Here is a 17,345-nt window from a genome sequence, read left to right on the forward strand (position 1 = left end):
GCGATGGTGACCTTTGCGCAGGCGCAGGAGCGCGCCGAGGAGTGGATCAACGGGGACGTGCCCGCGTACCAGCATCGTGAGGTGCGGGTGCGGGAGTTCGAGCTGGGCTTCGTGGTGTGGGGCGAGGACCGTGCGGAGGGGCCGCGTTCGGACGCGGGCGGGCAGCGTCTCGTCATCGCCCGGGACAGCGGTGAGGCGACGTTGTGGCCGGCGCTGCCGGTGGGCGAGGTGATCCGCCGGTACGAGGAGGAGTACGGGCGGGTCGACGAGGTGCGGGACGCGGTGCCGGCGCAGGCTCCGGCCCGGGTGGATCTGAATCAGACGTCGTTCCTGCTGAGTCCGCCGGAGTGGTTGCAGGAGGCGGCGGACAAGCTGGGTATTCCGGATCGCCGGTCGGGGGAGTCGTCCGGGACCGCGGCTGCCGCCGCGGATTCCGGTGCTGTCGCCGCCGGTTCGGGTGCGGTCGGCGGGGCCCTTGCCGAGACGCAGGCCGGGGTGCCGGCGGCGGAGCCCTCGGACGCGGTTCCGGGGACGCCGGCCGGTGCGGGCGCGGCGGGTGGTTCCGGGAGCGGTGCGTCGTGGCCGGCTGCCGGGGCGGGTGCCACGCCGGGCGCGGGTGTGCCTGGTGCGCCGAGTGCGCCTGTCGGTGGGCCCGTCGCGCCGAGTGCGCCCGGCGTGCCGAGTGCGCCGAAGGCGCCCGCGGGTGCCACGCCGTGGGCGGGTACGGACACCAACGCGGACTCCGGCGAGGATCGTTCGGTGCCGTTGCCGGCGACCGTGTTCGCGCCGCCGCTGAGCGACCCGGGCGGCGATGTGCCGCGGCCGCCGGCCGCCGCGTCGGATGCCAAGACGGCGCTGATGTCCGGGGGCAGTGCGCTGCCGCCGACGGCGGTCGCGCCGGCGCTGGGCGCCCCGGACCAGCAGGGAGCGCGGAACGTTCCACCGGGTGCGCCCGGTACTCCGCCGCCCGCTGTCCCCGCCGCACCGGGGGCCGGGCCGGGCGCCATGCCTCCGCCGCCTCCGGGCATGTCGTCGTACGGCCATCCGCAGCAGCCGGCGCCGGGTACGCCCCCGCCGGTCCCCGGGCCGGGCGCTACGCCTCCGCCGCCTCCGGGCATGTCGTCGTACGGCCATCCGCAGCAGCCGGCGCCGGGTACGCCCCCGCCGGTCCCCGGGCCGGGCGCCATGCCTCCGCCGCCTCCGGGTGTGCCGACGTACGGCTATCCACAGGCGCCGGGCGCGGTGCCGGACGCGCCGCAGCCGCCGGCCGGTCCGGAGCGGCCGCTCCCGCCGAACGCCGGGGACATCGCGGACGCGGCGACGAGCAAGGCGGCGCCGCCGCCGCGCAAGCCGCGCGCCGGGCTGGGCACGCCGCCTCCGCCGCCGGGTGCTCCGGGTATGCCGGGCGCGCGTCCGGGGAGCACGCCCGCGCCGCCCGCGCCGGGTGCTCCGGGCGCGCCCGCGGGCGGGTATGTGCCGACGCAGCTCGTGTCGGCGCTCGGACCGGAGGGCCCCGGTGCTCCGGGCGCTCCGCAGCCGCCCGGTGCACCGGGTGTTCCCGGGGGTACGCCGCCGGGCGACGCCCCGCACGCGGCCACGGTGCTGGCCACCCCGGGCATGCCGATGCCTCCTGCCCCCGGTGCCCCCCAGCCTCCGGGCGCCCCTGGTGTTCCCGGCGCGCCCGCTGCCCCGGGCGCTCCTGGCGCTGGGCGTGGTGCGGTGCACCATGCGGAGACCATGCTGGCGGCGCCGCCCGTGGGCGGCCCGGGAGCGCCTCCGCCGCCGCCCGCGGCCGGCCCGCCAGGCATGCCGCCGGGTGCCCCGGGTGTTCCGGGGCCGATGGGTGCCCCGCAGCCGATGCCGCCGGGTGTTCCGGGGCCGATGGGTGCCCCGCAGCCGATGCCGCCAGGGCCGGGTGCGATGCCGCCGCCGGGTGGTCCGCTGCCGGGGCAGCCTCCGGCGTACGGCTATCCGCAGCAGGGTCAGCCGACGGTGGGTCCGGGGTATCAGGCGGTGCTGCGCTACCGCGCGCAGGACGGTTCGGAGCAGCAGTTGATCCGGCGTTCGGCGCCGGGTACGCCGCATCCGGAGTGGCAGATCTTCCATGAGCTGCGGTCGATGAACGTGCCGCCGGACCAGGTGCTGGAGCTGCACACGGAGCTGGAGTCGTGCGAGCTGCCGGGGGCGTACTGCGCGCGGATGATCCGGGAGCAGTGGCCGCAGGCGCGGATCACGAGCATCGCGCCGTACGGCACGGACCACGCGAGCCGGCAGCAGGGCATGCACCAGTTGCTGGCGCACCAGGGTGAGCTGCACCAGGTCGCCGACGGCCCGGCCCGGCCGGCGCCGGTACGGGCGCCGCTGCCGCCGGTGCAGCCGGCGCCGCCGGTCCCGCCGGAGGGGATCGGGCAGGAGCTGGCGGCGGTGTTCGGGCCGGGGGTCTTCCGGTTCGAGCAGCAGGCGGTGTCGCGGCAGGGTGTGCCGCCGGTCGTGGCGCACACACTGGTGGTGGCCGGGCTTCCGGTCGACCTGGGTCCGTTCTTCTGGGCGCAGGCCCAGCCGGGCCGCCCGGTGCCGACGCTGGCGGAGCTGGCGGCGGAGCGCGGGGTGCAGCCGGCTCCGGACGCGGGGTCGTACCTGGTGATGGGTACGGACTTCGGCCGGGCGATCTGCGTGCAGTACGGGACGGCGAACATCGTGGCCGTTCCGGTGGAGGCCGGGCCGGGTGGTGCTCCGGTGCCGCCGCAGTTCGTGAACACGGGTCTGCCGGAGTTCGCGCGGTGCCTGGCGCTGCTGGGGCGGATGTGGCGGCTTCGGCACGGGCTGAACCAGGAGCAGGCGGGCCGCTGGACGGTGGACTTCCAGGCGCAGTTGGCCGCTCTGGACCCGGCGGCGCTGGGTTCCCCGGAGAGCTGGTGGTCGGTGCTGCTGGAGCAGATGTGGGACGGGCTGCTGTAGCCCGCGCCCGCTGAGGTCCGCTCCTCTCATGCCCTTCACGCGTGTGCGTGGAGGGCATGAGTGTTCTCGCGCGCGGTGTCGCGTGAGATTTCGACCGTGACATCTCTGCGGAGTGTCGTGTTACGCACACTTACGTCCTGTCTAGGAAGATATGCGCGAAATCATTATGTCGTGTATGTCCGGCGGAGAGGGGCTCCCAGGGTGAGCAGCGCATCGACGACGCCGTACGGCTGCGAGACCGTCCGGGGGCGCGGCTACCGCCCCGATCAGGTCGACACGTATCTGGAGGCGCTGTCGCAGGACCGGGACGCCGCGTGGGAGCGCGCCGCGCGGCTGACCGTGCTCGCCAAGGACATGGAGGCGGAGGCGGCGCGGCTGCGCGAGACGGTCGAGGAACTGGTGCCGCAGACGTACGAGTCGCTGGGGGAACGGGCGGCGCATCTGTACCAGTTGGCGCTGCGGGAGGCGGCGGAGGTTCGCGAGGGTGCGCGGCGGGCGGCGCAGGAGGAGATCGCCGAGGCCGAGGCGCACGCCCTGGACGTGCACCAGGCGGCGCGGGAGGCGGCGGACGTGGTGCGCGCCGAGGCCGTGGAGCACGCCCGCCGGCTCGTCCTCGCGGCGCGCGCGGAGGCCGACGAGCTGCGGATCGGCGCGCGGCGCGGGGTGAAGGAACGGCGCGGGGAGGCGCTCGCCGCACTGCGTGAGGTACGCGAGCGCATCGACGGACTCACCGCCGAGCAGGCCGGGAAGCAGGCGGAGCGGCTGGCGGCGGTGGAGCGCGAGGAGGCCGAGCGGCTGGTCGCGCTGGAGGCCTGCCAGGCCGAGCGGATCGCCGGCGCGGAGGCCCGGGTCGCCGAGGCGGAGCGGGCGCTCGGCGAGGCCGAGGAGGCCGCGCGCCGCTGCGAGGAGCAGGCGCGGGTGCGTGCCGTCGAGATCGTCGACGAGGCGCACACGGAGGAGAAGCGCATCGCCCAGGAGACCGAGCGGGTGCTGCGCGAGCACAGCGAGATGTGGGACGAGGTCCAGACGCACATGGACTCCGTGCGCAACAGCCTCATCACCCTGACGGGCAGGGTGGAGCAGGAGCAGGGGGTGTCGTCCGGGTCGGGACCACGTGAGCCGGAGGACACCCCCTGACGCGGCGGCGGTGCGCCGCGCCGCGTCGGCTCAGCCGCCCCTGCGGACCGCGCCCGCCAGGATCCAGCCCTCCACCGCCTCGTACTGGCGCCGCTGTTCCTCCGCCTTGCGGTGGCCGGAGACGACCGTGCCCAGCCAGCCGAAGAAGAAGCCGGCCGGGATGGAGACGATGCCGGTCGTGGTGAACGGGAACCAGTTGAAGTCGGCGTCGGGAAAGGCCGAGACGGGCGAGCCGGAGACGAGGTTGGTGCCCGGCATGAGCAGCAGCACGGCCAGCGAGCCGCCGAGCAGGGTGCCCATGAGTCCGGTGCGGGTGTAGCGGCGCCAGAAGAGGCTGTAGACGAGGGCGGGCGCGAGCGCGGAGGCGCCGAGGCAGAAGGAGAGCGTCACCAGCGGCTGCAGGCTGTGGTGCTGCACCAGGGTGGCCAGCAGGATCGTGGGCACTCCGATGGCGAGCGCGGAGAGGCGGGCCAGGGCCATCTCCCGGCGGGCCGGCATCTCCTGCACCCGGGCGGCGAACACGTCGTGGGCGAGGGAGTTGGCGCAGGCGAGGATCATCCCGGCGACCGAGGCGAGCAGGGTCAGGAAGAGCGCTGTCGTGACCAGGGTGAACAGGAAGCTCTCGGTCGTGGACACGTCCACGCCGAACGCCGCCCGCGAGCCCAGCAGATAGGCGGTGTTGCCCTGCTTGTCGGCCGCCGCGATCACCGAGCGGCCGACCAGGGCCGTGGCGCCGAACCCGACCACCGTGATGACCAGCACGAACAGTGCCACGAGCGACACCGCCCAGGACAGCGAGCGGCGCACCTGGCGGGCGCTGGAGGCGGTGTACATGCGCATGGTGATGTGGGGCAGGCAGGCGCCGCCGAGGACGATGGTCAGCTCGGAGGTGATCATGTCCAGGCGGGCGTTCGAGTGCCCGGCGAACTGCAGCCCGGAGTGCAGGAAGGCCGGACCGGCGCCGCTCTGCCGCGCCGCGGCGTGGAACAGGGCGCCCGGGTCCCAGTCGAAGCGGTGCAGGATCAGTACGGCGACGACGGCGCCGGAGCCGACCAGCATCACGATCTTCAGGATCTGGATGAGCGCGGTGCCCTTCATGCCGCCGATCGCCGCGTAGGCGATCATCAGCGCACCGAGCCCCACGACGCAGCCGGTCTTCAGCGTCTCGTTGGAGAAGCCCAGGATGAACGCGATGAGCTGTCCGGTGCCGGCGAGCTGCACCAGCATCAGCGGCAGCAGCGAGGCGATCGTCACCACGCAGGCCGTGATCCGCACGGCGCGGCGCGGCATCCGGCGGGCCAGCGCGTCGCCCATGGTGAACCGGCCCGCGTTGCGCAGCGGTTCGGCCAGCAGGAACATCAGCAGCAGCAGCGACAGGGCTGTGCTGAGGGCGAGTACGACACCGTCGTAGCCGCACAGGGCGATCACTCCGCCGGTGCCGAGGACGGTGGCCGCGGAGATGTAGTCCCCGGCGATGGCCAGGCCGTTGCGCAGCGGGGACAGGGTGCCGTAGCCGGTGTAGAACTCGTCGAGGTCGTCGCCGTCCGGGCCGGTCATCACGCACAGCAGCAGGGTGAGGGTGGCCACGGCGGAGAAGGCGACCAGCGACATGGCCTGGCCGGAGCCGCTGAAGCCGGATACGTCCGGCGGGAGGGCGCGGGCGGTCACCGGATCGCTCCCCGCCGCGCGTCCAGTTCGGCCTCCTTGCGGATGCGGTCGGCGAGCGGGTCGACATGGCGGCGCGCGGTGTGCTCGTACAGGGCGATCGCCAGCCAGGTGACCGGGAGTTGGAGCAGGGCGAGCAGCAGGCCGGCCGGGATGCCGTCGGCGAGGTCCCGCGTCATGACGTCCGGGGCGTACGCGGACAGCACGAGGAACAGCGTGAAGTAGCCGAGCGCGGTGAGGGTCGCGGTGCGCCGCTGCCAGCGGTAGGCGCCGCGCAGCACGCGCAGGTCGCTGTGGTGCCCGAGGGGTTCGCGGCTGAGGCCGCGGTGCGGGCGGGGCGGTTCGGGGGGTACCGGCTGCCAGGGGTAGGTCGGGTACGGCGGGGAGTGCGGCGGGTCGTAGGACATCCCGGGGCTCCTTGCGTGGCTCGGGTCCGTGGCGGCGGACCGCAGGGAGGTAGGGGTTGGGGAAACGGAGTCACGCACGCTACTCGCGGGTTCACGGCCGCGTGGGCTTTTCACCGAACTGGCCGGTCGGTATGCGCTTACTGCACCGAACCGTGTCCCGCCCGTGTTGTTACCCCCGTTAACCAGGGCGTCCGCGATGGGGCACCCTCACCCCCGCCGGTGTGAAGCCGCCCCGGAGGCCTGTGACTTGCGGCTGACGCGACGGGAGGGTGGAGCCTTTCGGGGCCGGAGGGTGGAGCGGACCCCGAGGGGGTCTCCACCCGACGGTGGACGACCCCTAGGGGTATCTCCGTACTGCGGGTCGGGGAGGGTTCGTCCCGCCGGAGGACGAGGAAGGCCCCCTGTCGTCCTTAACCTGGCTTTACGCCGCCGGGGGGTGGCTGACCGAACCGGCGGGGGTGGGGTTTTCCCCCGCACAACAGGGGGCTTCGCACCAGCGCGCGGCACGCCCGCCGCACGCCAGACTCAGCGGCGTACCCGGAAGCGGCGCACCGGAACACCGGGGCGCCCCCACCGACCTGTCGACCGACATAGGAGACGTACCGTGACATCGGCTGTGACCATTCCCAGGCACGGGGGCACTGGAGGGCCTACGGCCGTTGCCGCGCGGGCCAGGCAGGTCGTCAAGGCGTACGGGTCCGGGGAGACCCGCGTCGTCGCACTGGACCACGTCGACGTGGACATCGCCCGCGGCCGGTTCACCGCGATCATGGGCCCCTCGGGGTCCGGCAAGTCCACCCTCATGCACTGCCTCGCCGGCCTGGACACGGTGACGAGCGGTCAGATCTACCTGGACGAGACCGAGATCACCGGCCTGAAGGACAAGAAGCTCACGAAGCTGCGCCGGGACCGCATCGGGTTCATCTTCCAGGCGTTCAACCTGCTGCCCACGCTGAACGCGCTCGAGAACATCACGCTCCCCATGGACATCGCCGGCCGCAAGCCGGACCGGGCCTGGCTGGACCGGGTCGTGGAGACCGTCGGGCTGGCCGACCGGCTCAAGCACCGGCCCACCCAGCTCTCCGGCGGCCAGCAGCAGCGCGTCGCCGTGGCCCGCGCGCTCGCCGCCCGCCCGGAGATCATCTTCGGCGACGAGCCGACCGGAAACCTCGACTCGCGGGCGGGCGCCGAGGTGCTGGGCTTCCTGCGCCGCTCCGTGACCGAACTCGGGCAGACCATCGTGATGGTCACCCACGACCCCGTCGCCGCCTCCTACGCCGACCGCGTGCTCTACCTCGCCGACGGCCGGATCGTCGACGAGATGCACCAGCCGACGGCCGAGCAGGTCCTGGACCGCATGAAGGACTTCGACGCCCGGGGGCGCACGTCATGACGGTGCTGAAGACCTCGATGCGCAACTTCTTCGCCCACAAGGGCCGGATGGCGCTGTCGGCGATCGCGGTGCTGCTGTCGGTGGCCTTCGTCTCCGGGACGCTGGTGTTCACGGACACGATGAACACGACGTTCGACAACCTGTTCCAGGCGACCTCGTCGGACGTGCAGGTCAGCGCCAAGGGCTCGTCCGACACGGGCGAGACCACCTCGGGTACCGGCAAGCCTCCGGTGATGCCGGCCTCCGTGGTCGGCGAGGTGCGCGGGGCCCAGGGCGTCGCGAAGGCCGAGGGGACGGTGTTCTCCACCTCGGTCACCGTCGTCGACCACGACCTGGACAAGCTCTCCCCGACCAGCGGTGCCCCGACCATCGTCGGAAGCTGGAACGGCAACGACGCCCGCACCATGAAGATCACGTCCGGTACGGCGCCCAAGGGCCCCGGCCAGGTCATGGTCGACGCGGACACCGTCGACAAGCACCACCTGAAGCTCGGCGACGAGATCGGCATCATCACCGCCGTCGGCACCCACCACGCGCGCGTGTCCGGCATCGCCACCTTCACCGTCACCAATCCCGGCGCGGCCATCTTCTACCTGGACACGAAGACCGCCCAGCAGACCCTGGTCGGCCGGACCGGCGTGTACACCAACGTCAACGTCACCGCCGACAAGGGCGTCAGCGACGCTCGGCTGAAGCGGAACGTCACCGCCGCGCTCGGCCACGGCTACCGGGTGCAGACCGCCAAGGAGGTCGCCGACGCCAACCAGAAGAGCGTCCAGAGCTTCCTGAACGTCATGAAGTACGCGATGCTCGGCTTCGCCGGGATCGCCTTCCTCGTCGGCATCTTTCTGATCATCAACACCTTCTCGATGCTGGTCGCCCAGCGCACCCGCGAGATCGGCCTGATGCGGGCCATCGGCTCCTCGCGCGGCCAGGTCAACCGGTCCGTGCTGATCGAGGCGCTGCTGCTCGGCGTGATCGGGTCCGTGCTCGGTGTCGGCGCCGGCGTCGGCATCGCGGTCGGCCTGATGAAGCTGATGGGTCAGATGGGCATGCACCTGTCCACCGACGACCTGACCGTCGCCTGGACCACCCCCGCTCTCGGCCTGCTGCTCGGTGTGGTCGTCACCGTCCTGTCCGCCTACCTGCCCGCCCGGCGCGCCGGCAAGGTCTCCCCGATGGCGGCGCTGCGCGACGCGAGCGCCCCGGCCGACGCCAGGGCCGGGATCGTGCGGGCCGTCATCGGCCTGGTCCTGACCGGCGCGGGCGCCGCGAGCCTCTACGCGGCCGCCTCCGCCGACGAGGCCAAGGGCGGCTCCGGCTTGCTGGGCCTCGGCGTGGTGCTCACCCTGATCGGCTTCGTCGTCATCGGCCCGCTGCTGGCCGGCGGTCTGGTCCGGGTTCTTGGCGCGGTCATGCTGCGGATCTTCGGCCCGGTCGGCCGGATGGCCGAGCGCAACGCGCTGCGCAATCCGCGCCGCACCGGTGCCACCGGCGCCGCCCTGATGATCGGCCTGGCCCTGGTGGCCTGTCTGTCGGTCGTCGGCTCCTCCATGGTGGCCTCGGCCACGGACCAGCTCGACAAGACCGTCGGCACGGACTTCATCATCCAGAACGACAACCAGGGCGGGCTCGTCAACCCGCAGTCCGTTCGCGCCGTGAAGAACACGCCGGGCCTGGAACGGGTCACCGAGTACAAGCTCCTGGACGCGACGCTGACCACCCCGGACGGCAAGGTCTCCAAGAAGGAGACGATCAACGCGGCCGACCCGACCTACGCGCAGGACCTGCGCACCAAGACGGTCGTCGGCACGCTCGCCGACGCCTACAAGCCCGACTCGATGTCCGTCTTCGAGGGGTTCGCCAAGAAGCACGGCATCAAGCTCGGTTCCACGGTCTCCGTCGACTTCAAGGACGGTTCGACGGCCAGGCTGAGGGTCCGCGCGATCACCAGCGACGAGGCCGTGGTCGACAAGGGCGCCATGTACGCGTCCATTTCGACGGTCGCGAAGTACGTGCCCGCCGACCGGATGCCGCTGGACATGCTGGTGTTCGCCACCGCCAAGGACGGGCAGCAGGACGCGGCCTACAAGGCGCTGAAGTCGGCCCTGCACAAGGACCCGAGCCTGACGGTCCGCGACCAGACCGACTACAAGCAGGCGCTGAAGGACCAGATCGGCCAGCTGCTCAACATGATCTACGGCCTGCTGGCGCTCGCGATCATCGTCGCCGTCCTCGGTGTGGTGAACACCCTGGCCCTGTCGGTGGTCGAGCGGACCCGGGAGATCGGCCTGATGCGGGCCATCGGCCTCTCCCGCCGGCAACTGCGCCGCATGATCCGTCTGGAGTCCGTGGTGATCGCGGTCTTCGGCGCCCTGCTCGGCCTCGGCCTGGGCATGGGCTGGGGCGCGACCGCCCAGAAGCTGCTGGCGCTGGAGGGCCTGAAGGTCCTGGAGATCCCCTGGCCGACGATCATCACGGTCTTCGTCGCCTCGGCCTTCGTGGGCCTGTTCGCCGCCCTGATCCCGGCGTTCCGGGCGGGCCGGATGAACGTACTGAACGCGATCGCGACCGAGTAGCCACCCCGTACGGGGGACACGGGGGCCCGGGGGGCCCGGCGCCGAGAAGTCACGGGGGACTTCTCGGCGCCGGGCGTTGTCATGCGGGGAGCGTCGCCACGTCGTACTTCTGGATCCAGCTGTCCCTGGTGATGACTAAGTGGACTAGGTGCTGGGCTAGCCCTGTTTCCACGGTAGCGCCGCCTCCCTCCACCGGGTCAGCGGGTTCACTCCACCGGGTGACAGGAGCCCGGGCGACGTACCCTGGGAACCCCCGGCCCGCCCCGCGTGTCGGGTGGTTCGCGTTGCCCATACCCGGACGGAAAGCCTCTCCATGAGCCTGCACGGTCTGCTCGACGCCGTAGTCAAGGACCCCGCCCTCGCCGAAGCGATCGAGGCGGCGGCGGACGGCAACCGCATGCACGTCGACCTGGTCGGCCCCCCTGCGGCGCGCCCCTTCGCGGTCGCCGCCCTGGCCCGCGAGGCCGGCCGGCCGGTGCTGGCGGTCACCGCCACCGGACGGGAGGCCGAGGACCTGGCGGCCGCCCTGCGCACCCTGCTGCCCCCGCAGACGGTGGCGGAGTACCCCTCCTGGGAGACGCTGCCCCACGAGCGGCTCAGCCCGCGCAGCGACACCGTCGGCCGCCGCCTCGCCGTACTGCGCCGCCTCGCCCACCCCAGCACCGACGACCCCGAGACCGGCCCGGTCTCCGTCGTCGTCGCCCCCGTGCGCTCCGTGCTCCAGCCGCAGGTCAAAGGCCTCGGCGACCTGGAGCCGGTGTCCCTGAGAACGGGCCGGAGCGCCGACCTGAACGAGGTCGTCGAAGCTCTCGCGGCCGCCGCCTACGCGCGCGTGGAGCTGGTGGAGAAGCGTGGCGAGTTCGCCGTGCGCGGCGGCATCCTGGACGTGTTCCCGCCCACCGAGGAACACCCCCTGCGCGTCGAGTTCTGGGGCGACGACGTCGAGGAGATCCGCTACTTCAAGGTCGCCGACCAGCGCTCCCTCGAGGTCGCCGAGCACGGTCTGTGGGCCCCGCCCTGCCGCGAGCTGCTGCTCACCGAGGACGTGCGCACGCGCGCGCGTACCCTCGCCGAGGAGCACCCGGAGCTGGGCGAACTGCTGAACAAGATCGCCGAGGGCATCGCGGTCGAGGGCATGGAGTCCCTCGCCCCCGTCCTGGTCGACGACATGGAGCTGCTGCTCGACGTGCTCCCCGGCGGCGCGATGGCCGTGGTCTGCGACCCGGAGCGGGTCCGCACCCGCGCCGCCGACCTCGTCGCCACCTCCCAGGAGTTCCTGCAGGCATCCTGGGCCGCCACGGCGGGCGGCGGAGAGGCGCCCATCGACGTCGGCGCGGCCTCCCTGTGGTCCATCGCCGACGTCCGCGACCGCGCGCGCGAGCTGAACATGATGTGGTGGTCGGTGTCGCCGTTCGCGGCCGATGAGCAACTCGACGCGGACACCCTCAAGCTCGGCATGCACGCCACCGAGACCTACCGCGGCGACACCGCCCGGGCCCTCGCCGACACCAAGGGCTGGCTCGCCGACGGCTGGCGCACCGTCTTCGTCACCGAGGGCCACGGCCCGGCCGCCCGCACCGTCGAGGTGCTCGGCGGGGAGGGCATCGCCGCCCGCCTGGACGCCGACCTCGGCGAGCTGAGCCCCTCCGTGGTGCACGTCTCCTGCGGCTGCATCGACTACGGCTTCGTGGACCCGGCGCTGAAGCTGGCCGTCCTCACCGAGACCGACCTCTCCGGCCAGAAGGCCTCCGGTCGCGACGGCGCCCGGATGCCGGCCCGCCGCCGCAAGACCATCGACCCGCTCACCCTGGAGACGGGCGACTACATCGTCCACGAGCAGCACGGCGTCGGCCGCTACATCGAGATGGTGCAGCGCACCGTGCAGGGCGCCACCCGCGAGTACCTGGTCGTGGAGTACGCCCCCGCCAAGCGCGGCCAGCCCGGCGACCGCCTCTACATCCCCACCGACCAGCTCGAGCAGATCACCAAGTACGTCGGCGGCGAGGCCCCCACCCTGCACCGCCTCGGCGGCGCCGACTGGACCAAGACCAAGGCGCGCGCGAAGAAGGCCGTCAAGGAGATCGCCGCCGACCTGATCAAGCTCTACAGCGCCCGCATGGCCGCCCCCGGCCACGCCTTCGGCGCCGACTCGCCGTGGCAGCGCGAGCTGGAGGACGCCTTCCCCTACGCGGAGACCCCCGACCAGCTCACCACCATCGCCGAGGTCAAGGAGGACATGGAGAAGTCGGTCCCCATGGACCGCCTGATCTGCGGCGACGTCGGCTACGGCAAGACCGAGATCGCGGTGCGGGCCGCCTTCAAGGCCGTACAGGACGGCAAGCAGGTCGCCGTGCTCGTCCCCACCACCCTGCTGGTGCAGCAGCACTTCGGGACGTTCTCCGAGCGGTACGCGCAGTTCCCGGTGAGCGTGAAGGCCCTCTCCCGCTTCCAGTCCGACACCGAGGCCAAGGCCGTCCTGGAGGGCCTGAAGGAAGGCTCGGTGGACCTCGTCATCGGCACCCACCGCCTGTTCTCCTCCGAGACCAAGTTCAAGGACCTCGGCCTGGTCATCGTGGACGAGGAGCAGCGCTTCGGCGTCGAGCACAAGGAGCAGCTGAAGAAGCTCCGCGCCAACGTCGACGTCCTGACCATGTCCGCCACCCCGATCCCGCGCACCCTGGAGATGGCGGTCACCGGCATCCGGGAGATGTCCACCATCACCACCCCGCCCGAGGAGCGGCACCCCGTCCTCACCTTCGTCGGACCGTACGAGGAGAAGCAGATCGGCGCCGCCGTCCGCCGTGAACTGCTGCGCGAGGGCCAGGTCTTCTACATCCACAACCGGGTCGAGTCCATCGACCGGGCGGCGGCGCGCCTGCGCGAGATCGTCCCCGAGGCGCGGATCGCCACGGCCCACGGCCAGATGTCGGAGTCCGCGCTGGAACAGGTGGTCGTCGACTTCTGGGAGAAGAAGTTCGACGTGCTGGTGTCGACCACGATCGTCGAGTCCGGCATCGACATCTCCAACGCCAACACCCTCATCGTGGAGCGCGGCGACAACTTCGGCCTGTCCCAGCTCCACCAGCTTCGCGGCCGCGTCGGCCGAGGGCGGGAGCGGGGCTACGCCTACTTCCTGTACCCGCCGGAGAAGCCGCTGACGGAGACCGCGCACGAGCGCCTGGCCACCATCGCCCAGCACACCGAGATGGGCGCGGGCATGTACGTCGCCATGAAGGACCTGGAGATCCGCGGCGCCGGAAACCTCCTCGGCGGCGAGCAGTCCGGGCACATCGCGGGCGTCGGCTTCGACCTGTACATCCGTATGGTCGGCGAGGCCGTCGCCGACTACCGGCGGCAGCTCGAGACCGGCGAGATCGAGGAGGAGCCGCCGCTCGAGGTCAAGATCGAGCTGCCCGTCGACGCGCACGTCCCGCACGACTACGCCCCCGGCGAGCGGCTGCGCCTGCAGGCGTACCGCGCCATCGCCTCCGCCAACTCGGAGAAGGACGTCAAGGCCGTCCGCGAGGAACTCACCGACCGCTACGGCAAGCTGCCCGAGCCGGTGGAGAACCTGCTGCTGGTGGCCGGGTTGCGGATGCTCGCGCGGGCGTGCGACGTCGGCGAGATCGTGCTGCAGGGCAACAACATCCGCTTCGCGCCGGTGGAGCTGCGCGAGTCGCAGGAGCTGCGGCTCAAGCGGCTGTACCCGGGCACGGTCATCAAGCCGGCCGCGCACCAGGTCCTCGTCCCGCGGCCGAAGACCGCGAAGGTCGGCGGCAAGCCGCTCATCGGCCGCGAACTGCTGGGCTGGGTCGGTGAGTTCCTGGCCTCGGTCCTGGGGTCGTAGGAACCAGCGGTGCGGGGCGGGAGGGCGAAACCTCCCGCCCCGCCGCCATGGTGCGGCGGCCGATGACGGAGCGTCGAATTACGCGGCAATCACCCCGATTGCGGCCGAATAGCCCCTTTGAGCCCCGTCTGCTGTGCGTCGAACGCCCGTTACGGTGGACGCGGACACGATCCGCCCGCGCATCAGGGCGGACAGGGCGAGCGAGGGGGACGCACCGTGACGCGTCTGAGGGGCGGGGCGGTCGCCGCGGCGGTCGTCATGGCGGTCTCCGTGGCCGGCTGCAAGAGCGATCGGATCGGCGGGTCCTCCGGTCCCGAGGAGAAGGCGCGCGGGGGAGCGGCCCTGGCCGCCGCCGACTCGCTGACCGTCAAGGGGCGCGCCCCCAAGACCGGCTACTCCCGCGAGCGTTTCGGCTCCGCCTGGGCCGACACCGACTCCAACTCCTGCGACACGCGCGACGACATCCTCAAACGCGACCTGGAACAGGTGAAGTTCACCGACGGGGACTGCAAGGTCTCCTACGGCCTGCTGAAGCCCGACCCCTACTCCGGCAAGGACATCACCTACCGGCGCGGCCGCAGCCAGGTCGACATCGACCACCTCGTCGCCCTCTCGGACGCCTGGCAGAAGGGCGCCAAGTACTGGGAGCCCGGCAAGCGCATAGCCCTGGCCAACGACCCGCTCAACCTCCTCGCGGTCGACGCGAGCACCAACCGCGGCAAGGGCGACGGCGACACGGCCACCTGGCTGCCGCCCGAAAAGGGCTACCGCTGCGTCTACGTCGCCGCCCAGGTGGCGGTGAAGAAGAAGTACGGCCTGTGGGTCACCGCCGCCGAGCAGGCCGCGATGAAGAAGGTGCTCGCCACCTGCCCGGACCAGAAGCTCCCCACGGGCGGCAATCCCACGAACGCCCCGGAGCGCTTCAGGGCCCGGTGAGCGGCAATCCGGTTTCCCGGGACGATCCGCACCACCTACGGTGACCCGCATGGACGTGAGGGTAAGCAGCCTCGCCGAGCGGCCCGACCGGCTCCCGGCGGTGTTCGAGATGGCCGACACCTGGCCCGAGTTCGTGACCAACGACCCCGTGGGCAATGCCCACTACGGCCGCATCCCCACCGAGCTGCCCGAGTACGCGCTGTTCGCCGAGGACGAGCGCGGTGAGATCGTCGCCCACGCCTTCAGCGTCCCCTTCTCCCTGGCCGCCGAGGGCCGGGGCACCCTGCCCGCCCGCGGCTGGGACCAGATCCTGCTGTGGGCCTTCGCCGACCTGCGCCGCGGCACCCGCCCCGACACGGTCAGCGCGATCTCCGTCGTCATCGCCCCGCACGCCCAGGGGCACGGCCTGTCCGCCGTCATGCTCTCGGCGATGCGGGACAACGCCCGCGCCCGCGGCTTCGGCGAGGTCGTCGCCCCCGTCCGCCCCAGCGCCAAGCACCGCGAACCGCGCACCCCGATCACCGAGTACGCCTACCGGGTCCGCCCCGACGGTCTGCCGGAGGACCCGTGGCTGCGCGTGCACGCCCGCGCCGGTGCCACCATCGACTCCGTCGCCACGGCCTCCATGACCGTCGGCGCCTCCCTCGAGGAGTGGCGCCGCTGGACGGGGCTGCCGTTCGACGCCCGGGGGTACGTCGAGGTGCCCGGCGCACTGGTCCCGGTCCACTGCGAACCGGAGCGCGGGTACGCCGTCTACGTCGAACCCAACGTGTGGATGCGGCACCCGCTGTGACCCGCGCCGGGCCCCCGCCCGGACTCAGCCGCCCAGGGCGTCCAGGTCGATGACCTTCCCGGCGGGCTTCCGCGCCGGTACGGGCTTGTCGTAGTCGCTGAAGGACAGGTGCACCGGCTCCTTGGCGCCGGACGCGCTGTCGACCTGGAGCAGGTACGGCTTGCCCTCGGTCGCGACGTACAGCGTGTAGCGGTCCTTGCCGTCCTTCTCGTGCAGCACGATCGCCGGGGTGCCGCCGACGGTGGTGGTCTTCCCGCGGGTGGCGTCCGAGCTGACGTCACCCGCGTCGGCCAGCACAGAGTTCAGATCACAGAAGCCCGCGATGTCCTTGGCGTCCTGGCCCTTCACCGCCATCTTGGCCCACTTCCCGGCCAGCATCGCCACGGCCGCGTCGGTGTCGGCCTTGGACTCGCCCTTGCTCTGGGCGCGCAGGAACGCCTCGTCGTACTTCATGTAGACGGTGCTCCCGGTCTTGATCAGGTCGGCCTTGCCCTGGCCGCCCATGCTCATCGTGCCGGCGCACTCGCCCTTCTTGTCCAGGGCCATGTCGAGCCCGATGGTGCCCGTGCTCTCGTCGTCGGCGACATCACCCTTCATCCGCAACGACGAGGCCCCGGTGGTGGCCTTCAGCGCACGGTCGGCGATCTCGCCGCCGCTCAGCCCGGCGAACGGGCCCTTCGGCTTGCTGTCCGCCTTGTCCTGCCCCGGCAGGCAGCCGGTGACTCCCGCGGTGGCCGCGGCGATGAGGCAGAGGGCGGCAAGTGCGGTTCGGCGCATGACAATTCCTTGCTGAGAGAAGTGGAGTGAGACGTGGTGACGAGTGGAGCGGTGCGTGGCGCGATGCCTGGTGCGGTGCGGTGGCGCGACGGTGGTGCGGTGCGGTGGTGAACTGGGCGGTCAGGCCGTCTTCTTCCAGTTCCCGCAGCCGGTCGTCTTGAAGTAGGCGTCGCCGGCACCGATGGTGACGACGGCCGTGCCCTTCACGTTGTTGTTGGCGATGATCGAGTCGAGCCCGTGCTCGGCGTCCTTGGTGCGCTCCCAGTAGCAGGAGTCGTCGCTGTTGCCGGCCGACTTGTAGGTGCCCGGCGCGATGTCGGTGCCGACCTTGAACATGCCGCCGTCGCCGTCCATGGAGGAGGCGGGCGAGCCCTTCGCCTTCGCGGCGACGGCCTCCCAGTCCGCGCAGCCGTTCGACTTGAACAGCTTGTCGCCGGCCTGGATGGTGACGTAACTCGCGCCCGAGACGTTGTCGTTGGCCAGGATGGAGTCCATCTCGCCCGAGGCGTCCTTGGCCCGCTCCCAGTAGCACATGCCGTCGGTGTTGCCGGTGGTGCGGTAGGTGCCGGGCTTGATGTCGGAGCCGACCTGGAACTCGCCGTCTCCTCCGAAGGCGGCCTTCTTCTTCTGCGCCGCCTTGCCGCCCGCGTCCTTCCCGGCGCCCGTGTCCTGCTTCGAGCCGGGCCGGTGCGCGGCGGACGCCGAGGTGCCCTTGCCGCTGCCGGAACCGCCGTCCTTGCTGTCGTCGGCGTTGGCGGACACGGCGGCGATGACGGCGACCCCCACGACGGCGCCCAGCGCGATCTTGCCCTTCATACCCATGTCGGAACCCCTCCCCGATGCGGCGACCGCC

11 protein-coding genes are annotated in these 17,345 nt (G+C 72.2%); 7 read left to right on the top strand and 4 right to left on the bottom strand.

Annotated features, from left to right (window positions below):
* Positions 1-3 precede the first annotated feature (3 nt).
* Together ACFVVO_RS14290 and ACFVVO_RS14295 are read left to right on the top strand one after the other, a co-directional pair.
* Complete coding sequence (locus tag ACFVVO_RS14290; protein WP_390054739.1) at positions 4-2,958, top strand: SUKH-4 family immunity protein; 2,955 nt, start codon at positions 4-6, stop codon at positions 2,956-2,958.
* A gap of 201 nt (positions 2,959-3,159) precedes the next feature.
* Entirely contained in the window at positions 3,160-4,095 is a 936-nt protein-coding gene (locus ACFVVO_RS14295) for a cellulose-binding protein (protein WP_390054741.1), read from the top strand.
* Positions 4,096-4,125: 30 nt separating this feature from the next.
* Here the strand turns inward: ACFVVO_RS14295 and ACFVVO_RS14300 are convergent, their stop codons facing one another.
* Positions 4,126-5,706 (bottom strand): cation acetate symporter, encoded by a 1,581-nt coding sequence (locus ACFVVO_RS14300; RefSeq protein ID WP_390054908.1) that lies wholly within the window; start codon positions 5,704-5,706, stop codon positions 4,126-4,128.
* A gap of 53 nt (positions 5,707-5,759) precedes the next feature.
* Positions 5,760-6,167: a DUF485 domain-containing protein gene (locus tag ACFVVO_RS14305; RefSeq protein ID WP_390054743.1), complete on the bottom strand. Its 408-nt coding sequence runs from the start codon at positions 6,165-6,167 to the stop codon at positions 5,760-5,762.
* A gap of 604 nt (positions 6,168-6,771) precedes the next feature.
* On the opposite strand from ACFVVO_RS14305, the gene ACFVVO_RS14310 reads away from it, so the two are divergent.
* The 5 genes from ACFVVO_RS14310 (at position 6,772) to ACFVVO_RS14330 (ending at position 15,715) form a co-directional block, all read left to right on the top strand.
* Positions 6,772-7,560, top strand: coding sequence for an ABC transporter ATP-binding protein (locus ACFVVO_RS14310; RefSeq protein WP_390054745.1), 789 nt, complete (start codon positions 6,772-6,774; stop codon positions 7,558-7,560).
* Positions 7,557-10,139, top strand: coding sequence for an ABC transporter permease (locus ACFVVO_RS14315; protein ID WP_390054746.1), 2,583 nt, complete (start codon positions 7,557-7,559; stop codon positions 10,137-10,139). Before ACFVVO_RS14310 ends, ACFVVO_RS14315 begins: the two co-directional genes overlap by 4 nt.
* A 313-nt stretch (positions 10,140-10,452) precedes the next feature.
* Positions 10,453-13,986 carry a transcription-repair coupling factor gene (gene mfd / locus ACFVVO_RS14320; protein WP_390054748.1) on the top strand — a complete coding sequence of 1,178 codons (3,534 nt, stop codon included), beginning with the start codon at positions 10,453-10,455 and terminating at the stop codon, positions 13,984-13,986.
* Positions 13,987-14,202: 216 nt separating this feature from the next.
* Positions 14,203-14,922 carry an HNH endonuclease family protein gene (locus ACFVVO_RS14325; RefSeq protein WP_390054750.1) on the top strand — a complete coding sequence of 240 codons (720 nt, stop codon included), beginning with the start codon at positions 14,203-14,205 and terminating at the stop codon, positions 14,920-14,922.
* A gap of 49 nt (positions 14,923-14,971) precedes the next feature.
* Positions 14,972-15,715: an N-acetyltransferase gene (locus ACFVVO_RS14330; protein WP_390054751.1), complete on the top strand. Its 744-nt coding sequence runs from the start codon at positions 14,972-14,974 to the stop codon at positions 15,713-15,715.
* 24 nt (positions 15,716-15,739) lie between these two features.
* Here ACFVVO_RS14330 and ACFVVO_RS14335 read toward each other — a convergent pair whose 3' ends face one another.
* Positions 15,740-16,492 carry a hypothetical protein gene (locus ACFVVO_RS14335; RefSeq protein WP_390054752.1) on the bottom strand — a complete coding sequence of 251 codons (753 nt, stop codon included), beginning with the start codon at positions 16,490-16,492 and terminating at the stop codon, positions 15,740-15,742.
* A gap of 120 nt (positions 16,493-16,612) precedes the next feature.
* Complete coding sequence (locus ACFVVO_RS14340; protein WP_390054753.1) at positions 16,613-17,314, bottom strand: hypothetical protein; 702 nt, start codon at positions 17,312-17,314, stop codon at positions 16,613-16,615.
* Between the last annotated feature and the right edge of the window lie 31 nt (positions 17,315-17,345).

This window comes from Streptomyces sp. NPDC058145 (assembly GCF_042884245.1).
Taxonomy (GTDB): Bacteria; Actinomycetota; Actinomycetes; order Streptomycetales; family Streptomycetaceae; genus Streptomyces.